14 protein-coding genes are annotated in these 13,911 nt (G+C 35.7%); all 14 read right to left on the bottom strand.

The genetic code is table 11. From position 1 onward, the window contains the following. Positions 1 to 13 precede the first annotated feature (13 nt). A complete protein-coding gene (gene guaA / locus FT993_RS02475; RefSeq protein WP_147860960.1) occupies positions 14 to 1,543 on the bottom strand; it encodes a glutamine-hydrolyzing GMP synthase in 1,530 nt (509 codons plus the stop codon). Positions 1,544 to 1,612: 69 nt separating this feature from the next. After that, a complete protein-coding gene (locus FT993_RS02470; protein WP_187240741.1) occupies positions 1,613 to 2,992 on the bottom strand; it encodes an aminotransferase class V-fold PLP-dependent enzyme in 1,380 nt (459 codons plus the stop codon). Positions 2,993 to 3,010: 18 nt separating this feature from the next. Beyond that, the gene (gene bshC, locus FT993_RS02465) at positions 3,011 to 4,609 is read right to left on the bottom strand and encodes a bacillithiol biosynthesis cysteine-adding enzyme BshC (RefSeq protein WP_147860958.1); all 1,599 of its coding nucleotides are present in this window, start codon (positions 4,607 to 4,609) and stop codon (positions 3,011 to 3,013) included. A gap of 215 nt (positions 4,610 to 4,824) precedes the next feature. Further along, positions 4,825 to 6,132 (bottom strand): 30S ribosomal protein S12 methylthiotransferase RimO, encoded by a 1,308-nt coding sequence (rimO, locus tag FT993_RS02460; protein WP_147860957.1) that lies wholly within the window; start codon positions 6,130 to 6,132, stop codon positions 4,825 to 4,827. 357 nt (positions 6,133 to 6,489) lie between these two features. Next, positions 6,490 to 7,443, bottom strand: a complete 954-nt coding sequence (gene ftsY / locus FT993_RS02455) for a signal recognition particle-docking protein FtsY (RefSeq protein WP_147860956.1) — start codon at positions 7,441 to 7,443, stop codon at positions 6,490 to 6,492. Between the two features lie 150 nt (positions 7,444 to 7,593). After that, complete coding sequence (locus FT993_RS02450; RefSeq protein WP_147860955.1) at positions 7,594 to 7,743, bottom strand: DUF4295 domain-containing protein; 150 nt, start codon at positions 7,741 to 7,743, stop codon at positions 7,594 to 7,596. 6 nt (positions 7,744 to 7,749) lie between these two features. Beyond that, entirely contained in the window at positions 7,750 to 7,932 is a 183-nt protein-coding gene (rpmG, locus tag FT993_RS02445) for a 50S ribosomal protein L33 (RefSeq protein ID WP_141422429.1), read from the bottom strand. Between the two features lie 26 nt (positions 7,933 to 7,958). Continuing rightward, on the bottom strand, positions 7,959 to 8,198 hold the full coding sequence (rpmB, locus tag FT993_RS02440; RefSeq protein WP_147860954.1) for a 50S ribosomal protein L28: 240 nt from the start codon (positions 8,196 to 8,198) through the stop codon (positions 7,959 to 7,961). Positions 8,199 to 8,279: 81 nt separating this feature from the next. Then, complete coding sequence (locus FT993_RS02435) at positions 8,280 to 9,527, bottom strand: CinA family nicotinamide mononucleotide deamidase-related protein (protein WP_147860953.1); 1,248 nt, start codon at positions 9,525 to 9,527, stop codon at positions 8,280 to 8,282. 5 nt (positions 9,528 to 9,532) lie between these two features. Next, entirely contained in the window at positions 9,533 to 9,874 is a 342-nt protein-coding gene (locus FT993_RS02430) for an Hpt domain-containing protein (protein ID WP_147860952.1), read from the bottom strand. Position 9,875: 1 nt separating this feature from the next. After that, a complete protein-coding gene (locus tag FT993_RS02425; protein ID WP_147860951.1) occupies positions 9,876 to 10,490 on the bottom strand; it encodes a fumarylacetoacetate hydrolase family protein in 615 nt (204 codons plus the stop codon). Between the two features lie 2 nt (positions 10,491 to 10,492). Continuing rightward, entirely contained in the window at positions 10,493 to 11,269 is a 777-nt protein-coding gene (locus FT993_RS02420; RefSeq protein WP_147860950.1) for a 3'-5' exonuclease, read from the bottom strand. 140 nt (positions 11,270 to 11,409) lie between these two features. Beyond that, positions 11,410 to 12,723: a dihydrolipoamide acetyltransferase family protein gene (locus tag FT993_RS02415; protein ID WP_147860949.1), complete on the bottom strand. Its 1,314-nt coding sequence runs from the start codon at positions 12,721 to 12,723 to the stop codon at positions 11,410 to 11,412. A 76-nt stretch (positions 12,724 to 12,799) separates the two neighbouring features. Continuing rightward, positions 12,800 to 13,909, bottom strand: a complete 1,110-nt coding sequence (locus FT993_RS02410; RefSeq protein ID WP_147860948.1) for a glycosyltransferase family 2 protein — start codon at positions 13,907 to 13,909, stop codon at positions 12,800 to 12,802. Positions 13,910 to 13,911 lie beyond the last annotated feature (2 nt).

Here is a 13,911-nt window from a genome sequence, read left to right as displayed (position 1 = left end):
ACACAGGTAAAATTTATTCCCATTCTATTGTAGCAGGTGGTTTTGAACTAATATCGTAAACTACTCTATTAACGCCTTTTACTCTATTTATTATGGTGTTTGATATTTTTTGTAAAAAATCATAGGGTAAATTAACCCAGTCGGCTGTCATACCATCGGTTGATTCTACCGCCCTTAAAGCTACAACTTTTTCGTAGGTGCGCTCATCACCCATTACTCCAACAGAATTTACTGGCAGCAAAATAGCTCCCGCCTGCCATACTTTGTCGTAAAGATTCCAGTCTTTTAATCCTTGAATAAAAATATAATCAACTTCTTGCAAGATTCGTACCTTTTCGCCGGTAATATCGCCTAAAATTCGAATAGCCAGTCCGGGACCGGGAAATGGATGTCTTCCCAACAATTCTGGATCTATGCCCATTTCGGCCCCCACCCTTCTCACTTCATCTTTAAATAGCATGCGTAGGGGCTCAACGATTTTAAGTTTCATAAAATCGGGTAAACCTCCCACATTGTGATGCGATTTGATGGTAGCTGAAGGTCCGTTTACCGAAATAGATTCAATTACATCTGGATAGATAGTACCTTGCGCCAGATAAGTAACGTCGGTAATTTCATGTGCTTCGTCGTCGAATACATCAATAAAAGTATTTCCTATTTTCTTTCTCTTTTCTTCAGGATCACTTATACCTGCCAAAGCGTCTAAAAATCGTTTTGATGAGTCGACACCTTTTACATTTAAGCCCATACCCTTGTATTGATTCAATACATTAGAAAACTCATCTTTACGCAGTAAACCGTTGTTTACGAAAATGCAATATAAATTTTTTCCAATTGCTTTATGCAGTAATACAGCGGCTACAGTTGAATCAACACCTCCACTTAAACCAAGTACTACTTTATCTGAACCTATTTTCTCCCGCAGTTCATTCACTGTCATATCGACAAAAGCCTCTGGAGTCCATTCTTGAGCAACTCCTGCTATTTTTACCAAAAAGTTTTCAAGTAATTGTTTACCATCTTGTGAGTGGTAAACTTCGGGATGAAATTGAATGGCAAATGTTTGTTCGCCCTCAATACGATAGGCAGCATTTAAAACATCTTGCGTACTGGCTAACCTTACACCGCCTTGGGGTAGTTCTTTAATAGTATCGCTGTGCGACATCCAAACTTGTGAATTTTCGGGAATTTCATCAAAAAGCAGTTCTTGGTCTTTAATTACCGCTAAGTTTGCGCGGCCGTACTCCCTGATCTCTGATGCCTCTACCTTACCACCGTTAAAATGTGCTAAATATTGTGCGCCATAACACACCGCTAACATGGGTACTTTACCTCTAAGTTGAGACAAATCTGGGTGTGGTGCATCTTCTGCCCGAACTGAAAATGGACTACCCGAAAGGATAACTGCTTTAAAGGTATTTACATTTTCTGGCACTTTATTGAACGGATGTATTTCACAGTAAATGTTTAATTCACGCACACGTCTGGCGATTAATTGCGTGTACTGCGAACCGAAGTCGAGAATAAGTACGTTATTTTGCATAGCTAAAAATAAAAATTAAGGCCTAATTTAAAATCCTTAAATATTTAAGTATTGGTTTTAAAGTTTATACTAAGCCATTGTGGCTAAAATTTCTTGAATATCTTCTTCTGTTGTATCTGGATTTATAAAGCAAAATCTAGATATGGTTTCACTCTCTCCATTTTTAGTCCATTTTGTTGGTGTAACCAAAGCTAATCCAGCTTGGTGGTTGGTATAGGTCCAGTCTATATAATCATCTGGAGACCAACCTTTTCTTCTAAACAGCACGCACGAAAGGCCTGGTTTTCTCACCAACTCTAGGTTGGGATGTGCTTCTATTTGCTTGGCTGCGGCTTTTGCTAAAAACAAGCCTCGCTCTATTGCTTCTGTGTATTTTGCCGTTCCATGCATAGCTAAGGAAAACCATAAAGGCAATCCGCGTAAGCGACGCGTAAGCTGAATTTGATAATCGGCTGGATTAAATCCTTGAGCACCTTCGTCTTTAAAAATATCTAAATAAGCCCCTTTTTGTGAGTGCGCATTTTTGGCTAAAGACAAGTCTTTATAAATTACCGCTCCGCAATCATAAGGTGAGAACATCCATTTGTGCGGATCTATTGTAATACTATCGGCACGTTCAATACCCTTGAACAAATGACGAACAGATGGTGCGGCAAGGGCTCCACCACCATATGCTGCATCTACATGAAACCAAAGATTTTCATCTTCACAAACTTGCGCCACACCAGCAAGATCATCTATTATTCCTGCGTTGGTAGTTCCTCCCGTGGCAACTACGGCAAAAAGTCTTTTACGGTCGTGTGGCGATAAACTTTTAATTTTCTCTTTTAACCAATAACCTGTTAAACGATCTTCTTCATCGTCATCTACCAGAATAATATCGGCATCTATGACCTTGGCCATTGATTTTATAGAGGAATGCGCTCCATTAGAAGTAATTAAAAGCGCTTTTAAATTTTCATGCTCTTTGTTTTGATCTCGCCAAGCTTCTCTGGCGGCAATCATAGCTGATAAGTTAGCCGATGTTCCTCCACTGGTAAACACCCCAAAAGCTCCTTCGGGTAGGCCCGTTAAGCTTACTAACCACTTCATAGCCTCGTTTTCACAGAAAATACCGCCACCACCTGTCATCCAATATGCGCCGTGAATACTAGCCGCAGATGTAACTAAATCAAACAAAACAGCAGCTTTAGTTGGCGCTGCTGGTACAAAGGCTAGATGCCTTGGGTGATCTACAGGAACGGTTGCTTTTGCAAAAACGTCTTTAAACAAATTGAAAGCGTATTCTCCGCCTATTCCTTCTTCCGTAATGGTATCGCCCGCAAGTTCTTTTAGAACTTCTTCTTTTTTAGGGTGACCCAACTCAGGATCATTATTAGAAATCCTATTGATGGCATATTTCATGATATCTAGCGTCATTTCGACGGTATTGATATCAATGCTGTGCATACTTTTCATATGAAATATTTAGTACGGCAAAGTTATTATTTTAAATCGTAGGTCTAAAGGCTTTAGTTCATTTTGTAAACGTTTTATTAGAAGTTCTCCATTTTCTTCGTAAAATTGAGCAAAATTAAGTTGACGCTCTTGTAAGCTTTCTTGTGGGAATAAAGCGTTTTGCAATTTAGTTATGCGCTCTAAATTATCTTTTAGTTTCCTTTTTTGGGCTTTTAATAAGCGTTTTTCTAAATGCACCAAGCCATTTATTTGTTTTTGCTCTTGGGCGGCTACAGCTCCCTTAAACGATTTATCGGTTTTATTTGCAAGCCTATACAAATCTTCAAACTGCTTTTTCAAGAACTCTTTTTGTGAAGAAAAATCAATCTGTATTGACGAAAGTTGTTTTGTTTTCTGCTTTACCAACTCATTTTGATCTAAAAATAAATCGGCAATAGCCAAATTGAGCTCTTTGCGTTTGCGTTGCTGTTTTTCAGAGACAATTAATGCAGAATTTCTGAGCAATAGTATGGGAAATGTGACTTTTTGCGATTTAAAATAAGACTTTAATTGAAACCAATAGGCCAACTCACCGCCTCCACCTATATAACATAAATTGGGTAATAGGGTCTCTTGATACAATGGACGCATGATTACATTTGGCGAGAATCGCTCTGGGTGTTCTTTTATTTCTTTACGGATTTGATTTTCGGTAAATATAATATCTGTATTATTTACCTTAAATTTACCGTCTTCATAAATAATACGCTCCCGTACATTTGGTTTTAGATAAAAAAGATTGATCCCACGCGGATTTACCTGCGTTTTATAATTAGCTTCCTTCAACTGTTTAGAGGTTTGCTCAATGTGCTTATGTGCAGTTTGGTTGAACACCTCATCTTCTATATGAGGAATAAATGTTTCTTTTAATTTTTTAGTATTGGCATCTAATATAACTAAACCAGTGTCTTGAAAAAGTTCATGAACAATGTAACGGGTAGCATCTGCTAAAGTTTCCTGCTGAGTGTAGGCTTTTTTAAATAAATTAATCAAGTATTGCGCGTTCTCTGAATCGCCTAGAGCCGATTGAAAAGACTGTAAAACTTCATCAAATTGCTTTGTTATTAGCTCGCCCACAGCGCCTGAGCTATTAATATCCCAACTAATTTTGTTGTCTCGATAATTGAAGAAATTAATTTCGGCAAAGTCATGATCTTCGGTGGCCATCCAATAAATGGGAACAAATTTATAAGATTTATACGTATTATTTAGCTCTTCCGTGAGGTTCACGGTAGAGATAATTTTATAGAGAAAGTATAACGGGCCCGTAAATAAATTTAACTGATGCCCAGTAGTAATGGTAAAAGTATTGTCTTTTTCTAAAGCTCTTATATTGGTCTCTACTTTTTTTGAAACCGTTAAATTTTTATATTGTTTGTGAAGTGCTCGCACTAGAATTTTACGATCTTCAGCTTTATAATTTTTTTGTTTCTCTTCTATTTGCTTTTGAAAATTTCTTAAATCGGGAAACCGGTTGTAAAAGACATCAAGCGTCTTTTTTTTATTCAGGTAGTCTATAATTAGGGAAGAAAAGTAATTGGTTTCTTGATAAGCAATACAGTCTGACATAAATTACACTTTATAAGTACAAAGATACATTTGTTAAGCTTTTAATCTACTAATTTTTAGTTAACAAAAAAACGCGAACTGTAAAGTAAACTATAGGATAGGTAACTTTATTCTGAATCAAAGATATATTGAAAAATAAAAAACTTGGATTAAAAATTAACACAAAGCATAATGGTAATAAAAAAACCTTGGAAATTACCAAGGCTTTTTATTATTTAAGCGGTTACGGGTTCTCCGTACAAATCAAAATCGGCTGCTTCTGTAATTTTCACTTCGGCAAAATCGCCTGTTTTTAAATAAAATTTCGTTGCATCAATAAGCACTTCATTATCAACATCGGGTGAATCAAATTCTGTACGGCCCACAAAATAATTTCCTTCTTTACGGTCAATTACGCATTTAAAAATTTGGCCTATTTTTTCTTGATTAAGTTCCCACGATATTTGCGATTGAATTTCCATAATCTCATTGGCGCGCTGTTGTTTTATATCTTCTGGCACATCATCAACTAAATTAAAAGCATGGGTGTTTTCTTCGTGAGAATAGGTAAAACAGCCTAAACGTTCAAAGCGCATAGCTTTTACCCAGTCTTTCAATTCTTGAAAATGTGCTTCTGTTTCACCAGGATAACCAACAATTAGTGTGGTTCTAATAGCCATTGCTGGAACTTTTTCTCTGAATTTGTGAATGAGTTCTGTTGTCTTGGCGTGAGTTGTTCCACGACGCATAGATTTTAATAAATCATCTGAAATATGTTGCAAAGGTATATCTAGGTAATTACAGACTTTGGGTTCATTTTTAATTACATCGAGCACATCCATAGGGAAGCCCGTAGGAAAAGCATAATGCAATCTTATCCATTGAATGCCATCCACCTTCACTAATTCTTTTAGTAAATCCGCTAAAGCGCGCTTTTTATAAAGATCTAAACCGTAATAAGTTAAATCTTGTGCAATTAAAATAAGTTCTTTCACGCCATTTTTGGCTAGGTTTTTAGCCTCTTGCACAAGGTTTTCTATAGGTGTTGATTTATGTTTGCCACGCATTAATGGTATGGCACAAAAGCTACACGGACGATCACAGCCTTCTGCAATTTTTAGGAATGCATAGTTTTTTGGTGTGGTTGTTATACGTTCCCCGATTAACTCATGTTTATAATCTGCACCCAATGCCTTAAGTAATGCCGGTAACTCGGTTGTACCAAAATATTGGTCAACATCTGGAATTTCTTCTATTAAATCTGGCTTATAACGTTCTGAGAGGCAACCCGTCACAAAAACCTTATCTACCAAACCTTCTTGCTTACGTTGTACAAAATCTAGTATGGTGTTTACAGATTGTTCTTTAGCATTGTCTATAAACCCACAAGTATTTATCACAACAACATTACCTTCTTGCTCATGAACTACTTCTTTCTTATTGGCTTTGAGTTGACCCATAAGTACTTCTGAATCATAAAGGTTTTTGCTACAACCTAGGGTCACAACGTTTATTTTATTTTTCTTTAGAGATTTTGTACGCATAGCTATTTAAAATGTGTGCAAAGGTACAATCTAAAAATTAAAAATGGGCAAATATATACTAATTAACTTGAGTATAATAAGCTACAAAGTCGGCTTCAAAATAATGGATTGCAGCCATAGCAAGAATACTTATTAAAAGAAAAGTCCAATTTATTTTGTGAGTTGTATAAAGCCAATAGCCTAACATAAGAATTATAAAAAACGGGAGGGCAATGAGCAAGTTTAAACCCCAATCGTACCCCTGAAAACCTGCCACAATTTTCATGATAACAAAGAATAAACAATACAGCAGTACTACCTTTGTAGTGTTCCCCTTGGCTCTCTCGGAAAATAAAGGTGGCTTTTCTTCCAAATTATCTATAAATTTTGTTTGAAAAATGAATCAACAAATTCGAATTTATTAAAGACTTGCAAGTCATCAATTCCTTCTCCTACCCCTATATATTTAACAGGGATTTTAAACTGATCGCTAATACCTATTACTACCCCACCCTTAGCTGTACCATCAAGTTTGGTTACTGCTAAACTACTCACCTCGGTGGCAGCTGTAAATTGTTTAGCTTGCTCAAAAGCATTTTGGCCTGTGCTACCGTCTAAAACCAGCAATACTTCGTGTGGGGCATCTTGCACTACTTTTTGCATTACCCGCTTTATTTTGGTAAGCTCATTCATCAAGTTGATTTTGTTATGCAATCTTCCTGCGGTATCTATTATTACCACATCGGCATTTTTATTTACACCACTTTGAAGGGTGTCAAAAGCAACTGAAGCCGGGTCGCTACCCATTTTTTGTTTAACAATAGGAACTTCTACGCGATCTGCCCAAATTTGAAGTTGGTCTATAGCGGCCGCCCTAAAAGTGTCTGCTGCACCCAGCACAACACTTTTACCCTGACTTTTAAATTGATGTGCCAATTTACCTATGGTTGTAGTTTTACCTACTCCATTTACCCCAACAACCATAATTACATAAGGTTTTTTATCGGGCAAGTTAAAATTGGCTTGGTCTTCTGTTTCGCTTAACAATCCGGCAATCTCTTCTCTTAAAATTTGATCAAGTTCATCTGTGCCTAAATATTTATCTTTGGCAACTCGAGCTTCAATGCGATCAATTATTCGTATAGTTGTTTTTACCCCAACATCACTGCTAACTAGAACTTCTTCTAAGTTATCAAGAACCTCATCATCTACTTTTGATTTACCAGCAACGGCCTTGCTTAGCTTACCAAAAAAACTAGATTTTGATTTTTCTAAGCCTTTATCTAGGGTCTCTTTTTTTTCTTTAGAAAATATCTTTTTAAAAAAATTCATGACAGAATTATTAGAGGTGTAATTTTAAAAACTCAAAGTTAGCTTTTTTATTCAATGAAAACCAAAATAATGCTAAAATATACGAGTTACATAAATTAAAAAAACCGTCTTGATTTAGCAAGACGGTTTATATATTGTGTTAAGTTATTCTTATTTCTTAAGATAATCTTTCACTTGTTCTGGCGCCATAATTGCCTCAACAAAAGTATATGCTCCTGTTTTTGGAGACTTAACCATTTTTATAGCTTTGGTAAGTCTTTTTGATCCTGTTTGTAACGATGCTACCGATTTCTTTGCCATAACTTATTACTTTATTTCTTTATGAACCGTCATTTTATTTAAAATAGGGTTAAATTTCTTTAACTCCATTCTATCCGGCGTGTTTTTTTTATTTTTAGTTGTGATATATCTAGATGTACCTGGCTTACCAGTTGCTTTATGCTCTGTACATTCAAGAATTACTTGTACTCTATTTCCTTTCTTTGCCATTGCTCTATGATTTTAAAGATTCAAGATTACTTGGTTAAGAAACCTTTTTCTCTAGCTTCTTTAATGACAGCAGAGATTCCTCTTTTGTTAATATTTTTTAATGCAGAAGTAGACACTTTCAAAGTAACCCACTTATCCTCTTCTGGGATGTAAAAACGTTTTTTAACCAAATTGGCTTTAAATTTACGTTTTGTTTTATTCATAGCGTGAGAAACGTTATTTCCTACCATCGCTTTCTTTCCCGTAAGTTCACAAACTCTTGACATGTTTTCTAATCTTTATCGCGTTATTCAAAACAGGTTGCAAATTAACAACATTATCTCGAAACAAACAACAATTTCAAAGATTTAATTCCAATTTTCTTCTAATAATATTTGTTGGGCCTTAACCACTGCCTTTTCAATAACCTTTTCTCTATTTTTTTTCCAAAGAAAACTAAATACTTTTTCTACTCCAGGTGCAACTAAGGCAATATAAACTTGACCGATATCAGCTTGACTATCTCCTTTGGTTGGCCCTGCATTTCCTGTAGTAGCCAGAGCGACATCAGCCCCTGTTTGCTGTTTTACTTTTTTAGCCATTTCTAAGGTCACCTCTTTACTAACTACGGAGTACTTTTGAATTATCGACTCTTCTATCTTGAGTAAGTCTATTTTCATTTGGGTAGCATAGGTTACCAAACCCGCTAGAAAGTAAGAACTAGCACCTGGGACATTTACTAAGCTTGAGGCTATTTGACCACCTGTACAGCTTTCTGCCAGCGCCAAATACTGATTTTTCAGATTGAACTTACTCGCTATTTCTTCTTCGATACTAGTTTCTCCTTCAAATCCTTTTATATATCCGCCAATATAGCTTTTTAAATTTTTAAATGCCTCCTCTAGTGTTTGTTCTAAAATTTCTTTATTTCCTCCTCTAGCACTTAAACGCAAGCGAACTTTTCCTAAACTTGGCAGATAAGCCAATTTAATAAAAGAAGGTAAATTGTTTTCCCAATCTTCAATTAGTTTAGCTAATGTACTCTCGCCTACTCCATAAGTTAAAGCTGTTTTATGTATAATATAGGGGCGTTCAAAAGTTTTAGCCAATCGAGGCAAAGCTTCTTTAGTGAAAATATTTTTCATTTCATACGGTACCCCTGGCATTGAAATGTAAACTTTTCCATTTTCAAAAAACCACATTCCTGGTGCTGTACCAAATTCATTTTTTAAAGCAATTGCCTTTGACGGTATATAAGCCTGATCTCGGTTAAGTTTTGAGATTGAAGAAGTTTCAATATATTTTTCAAATAGATCCTCTATATGGCTAAGCATCTCATGATTTTCGACCAGTTCGTCTTGAAAATAATTACAGAGCGTCTCTTTGGTTTTATCATCTTTAGTTGGCCCTAAACCTCCTGTAATAATAATTATCTGGTTATAGGCTTCGGCTTTTTTAAGCGCATTAAAAATATGGGTAGGATGATCTTGAATAGAAGTAATTTGAGTTACCTCAACACCAATTTTATTAAGTTCTTGAGCTAAGAAAGCGGAGTTGGTATCTGTGATTTGACCTATAAGAATTTCGTCTCCTATAGTAATAATCTCTGCATTCATAAAATTTAATCTAACTCTTTATGGAGTGCTTCGGTAGCCATTAATACCGTGTCTTTCACCCTTCTTGCGATGGCCAAAATTTCATCTTCACGATAAGACTCTTGCTCCTTACCCCAACCTTCAAGTTGTTTAATTTCATGACTTAATCCTAAACCAAACAATTGAAGATTTGGTTTAACTTTATGGGCAATCGCATACACCATGGGTTTATTTTCATTTTGAACGGCCTCATAAAGTTGGGTAATATCAATAGGGACTTCCTCGAGAAAAGCGTGTACAATTTCTTTAATAAAATCGCTATCTCCAGCGGCCATTTCCCGCACATCGTCTAAATTATATAATTTCATGTTACTTGATATTTACCTTAAAAAAGGACATTTTTTCTAGGAATCCTTCGAGGGTATCTCCTGGATTTACCTTACCAACCCCCGCAGGAGTTCCTGTAAAAATAATATCTCCAATTTTTAAAGTAAAATAACTTGAAATATATTCGATTAACTCATCTATTTTATAGAGCATCTGCGCCGAATTACCCTCCTGAACCGTCTCGTTATTCTTCTTTAGCTTAAATGAAATTTGATCAAAATTTTTAATCTCAGCTTTATGCATCCATTTTTCTGCGATTACAGCTGATCCATCGAAGGCTTTTGCTTTTTCCCAAGGTAAACCTTCTTTTTTTAGTTGTTTTTGTAAATCCCTAGCAGTAAAATCTATTCCCAGACCTATTTCATCATAATATTTATGTGCAAACTTTTTTTGTATGTGTTTACCTACTTTTTTAATTTTAACCAATAGCTCCACCTCATGGTGAATTTCATTAGAAAAATCTGGTATAAAAAAAGCTTGTTTTTTGAGTAGTATTGCCGAGTCTGGTTTTAGAAATAAAACCGGAGCAGCTGGCCTTTGATTCTCCAACTCTTGGATATGATCTGTATAATTTCTGCCTACACAAATAATCTTCATACTTAATTCAGTTTTTGAGTCAGTTTGCGCAATTTAATGGCGGTAAGAACTTTCTTGGTGTATAACGGGAAATCAGCATTTTGAATCCACCCGTAATATCCTGGTTCTTTCTCAAAAACCTCTTCTACCTTTTTACCTTTATGTTTACCAAATGTAAAAACCTCCTCTTGTTTTTTATTGTAAGCTATAAACCCAGCAAAGTCTACAAATTTTTTATGTGCGCTAAAATTAGCTAACCACTCAGTGTTATTCTCTAAATCTGGATAACGCTCTAATTGAGATTCTAGCACTTCAAAAGTTGCTAAGGTATCAGCCTCGGCACTATGAGCATCAATAAGTTCTTTATTGCAATAAAATTTATAGGCTGCTTCTAAGGTTCGCTTCTCCTTTTTATGGAAAATGGTTTGCACGTCTATTGCCAAGGAACTTTTTATATCGAAATCGACGCCTGCCCGCAAAAACTCTTCAGCTAATAAAGGTATGTCAAATCGATTACTGTTATAACCGCCTAAATCACAACCTCTTATCATGTCATATAATGCTTTAGCTCTTTCTTTAAAGGTGGGTTCATTAACTACATCTTCATCAGAAATACCATGTATTTTAGTAACTTCTGCAGGAATAGGCATTTCTGGATTAACACGCCAACAAATACTTTCTTTATTAGAATTGGGATAAACCTTTAAAACTGCAATTTCTACAATTCTATCTTTTGCTATTTGCGTTCCTGTAGTTTCTAAATCAAAAAAGCAAATGGGTTTTGTTAACCTTAAATTCATAGTCTAGTGTTTATTTTCAAAAATAACAATATTAAAAATAAAAGTGCTATTAATGGGTTTAATTACTTTTATAATTTATTCATTTAAACAAAAAAACCGCTTGCCAAAGCAAACGGTTTCTTTTATAATATTAATTAAATTTATATACTTCTATTTTCATCAAAACCTTCTAGATATTGCGCTACCCTTTGCACAAACTGCCCACCTAAAGCTCCATTTACTACGCGGTGGTCATAGCTATGCGACAAGAACATCTTATAGCGAATACCTATAAAGTCACCGTCTGGTGTTTCAACAACAGCAGGCATTTTACGGATTGCTCCCAAGGCCAAAATAGCAACTTGAGGTTGATTGATTATTGGGGTCCCCATGATGCTCCCAAAAGTACCTACATTAGTAACGGTGTAAGTTCCACCTTGGGTGTCGTCTGGTTTTAATTTACCTGCTCGAGCGCGGTTGGCTAAATCGTTTACAGCTTTGGCCATACCAACTAAGTTTAATTGATCGGCATGTTTGATTACTGGCACAATAAGGTTACCATCTGGTAAAGCGGCCGCCATACCAAGATTGATATTTTTTCTTTTGATAATTTTATCTCCATCTACAGAAATATTAATCAACGGAAAATCTTTAATTGCTTTTGCAACTGCTTCCATAAAGATTGGAGTAAAAGTTAGCTTTTCACCCTCACGTTGTTGGAAAGCATCTTTATTTTTCTTACGCCAATTCCAGATCTTCGTCACATCCACTTCGATAAATGATTGTACGTGAGCAGAGGTTTGAACGCTTTGCACCATATGGTGAGCAATCATTTTACCCATTCTAGTCATTTCAACAATCTCATCACCGTCTTGACTTGGAATAGGAAGGCTGGTTTTTGGTGCAGAAGCTTGGGCACTAGTATTCTGTTTTGAAGATGTAGCTGCCGGTGCAGATACGGCACTCGATCTATTCTCGATATAAGCTAATATATCATTTTTTGTAACACGACCCTCCAAACCGGAGCCTTTAATTTTATCTAATTCGGCAACACTTATTCCTTCTTTTTGAGCAATGCTTTTTACCAAAGGAGAGTAAAATTTATCGCTCTCGGCAAAGTCGGTCGCCAATGAATCTTGAACTTGATTAATTTGCTCTTGCACCTGTTCACTCTCAGATGAACCTTCTGATTGGTTATTCTCGGGTGAAGACGGTGCTTCATCGGCTACATCGGCATCGGTCTCTATAATTGCAATGGTTTGCCCGACTTGGACAACATCATCTACATCAAACAATTTTTCTACAATTGTACCTTCTACTTCACTAGGCACCTCACTATCTACTTTATCTGTTGCGATTTCTAAAACTGCTTCATCTTCTTCTATCTTATCGCCTACTTCTTTTAGCCAATTGGTAATGGTTGCCTCTGCAACGCTTTCTCCCATTTTCGGAAGTTTTAGTTCAAATTTTGCCATATCTTTTTTCTAAAGATGATTTTGTTATTAATGGTTGCGAATTTACTCAAAATAAGTCTATATGAATAATTGTTTTTCAAAATTTTATAATTTCACCCTGAGTGAAACTTGAATCGCTTCCTAGTGCAAAATTAAAATTTGAGGGGATTAGTCTAAAACGGTTTTGTTTAGCTTTTTGTTTTTGGATTAAATAAATAATTTCTTCATAAGCCAATGCTTTTGCTTCTATTACTATAAGGCTAGCATAAAAATCTTTCTTTAAAATCAATTTTTTATCGGCTAGGTGCAGTGGTAAATCCACTTGTTTTGATATTGCCCGATTGTGTTCTGCCTCGGTTTCAATGCAGAGTATCTGTTTTAGGTTTTGAGGCTTGTTTCTTTGTTGTGTTTTCATAACATAAAGACCCTCAAGTAGTTTTAAGCCAGGTTTTATCAAGCCTAAACTTTTTTCTTTAAAATGCTTTTTATAAAACAAATGCATCGCCCCAAAAAAACGCTCCCTGTATTTTTTATCTTTTACGGTACTTTCTCCTTTAAAGTGAATTACGCGCTCACTACCTAAATAATAATTTTGATAGCCCTTCTTTAAAAACTTATAGCTCAAATCAATATCTTCTCCATACATAAAATAATCTTCATCAAGTCCACCCACTTCCCAGTACCGATCTTTTCTCATGAGCATAAAAGCACCTACCAAAACCTGAACTTTTCCGTTTTTGGCAAAATGCAACCAATGATAATAATTCTTATCATAACCCACCATCTTTTCGAGGGCCACGCGTGGCGTGGGTACTTGTCGTTTACTTTCTTTTAAGTATTCTCCCGTCCCGCTAATTAAACGCACTCCTAATGCTCCTAAATCATCATTCTTTTCAGCGTAAGCTAAAGCATTTATAAAGCAATTTTCTCCCACCACCGTGTCTGGATTTAATAAGCAGATATAAGTACCTTTTGCTTGTTTAATTCCTAAATTATTGCCTTTGCTAAATCCTGAATTATTAGAATTCTCAATACAAATCACATTAGGAAAATACCGCTTTACCCAAGCCACACTTTCATCTTTTGAGTTATTGTCAACTACAATAATTTCTGCATCTAGGTTTTTAATGGCTCTTTCTACACTATCTAGGCACAGCATTAAATGGTAAGGCACCTTATAGTTTAAAATAACTACAGAGAGTTTCATTT

It is taken from the genome of Mesonia sp. HuA40 (assembly GCF_008017835.1).
In the GTDB taxonomy this organism is placed as follows: domain Bacteria; phylum Bacteroidota; class Bacteroidia; order Flavobacteriales; family Flavobacteriaceae; genus Mesonia.
Note: the sequence above shows the minus strand (reverse complement) of the source record. Positions and strands in the feature narration are given on the sequence as shown.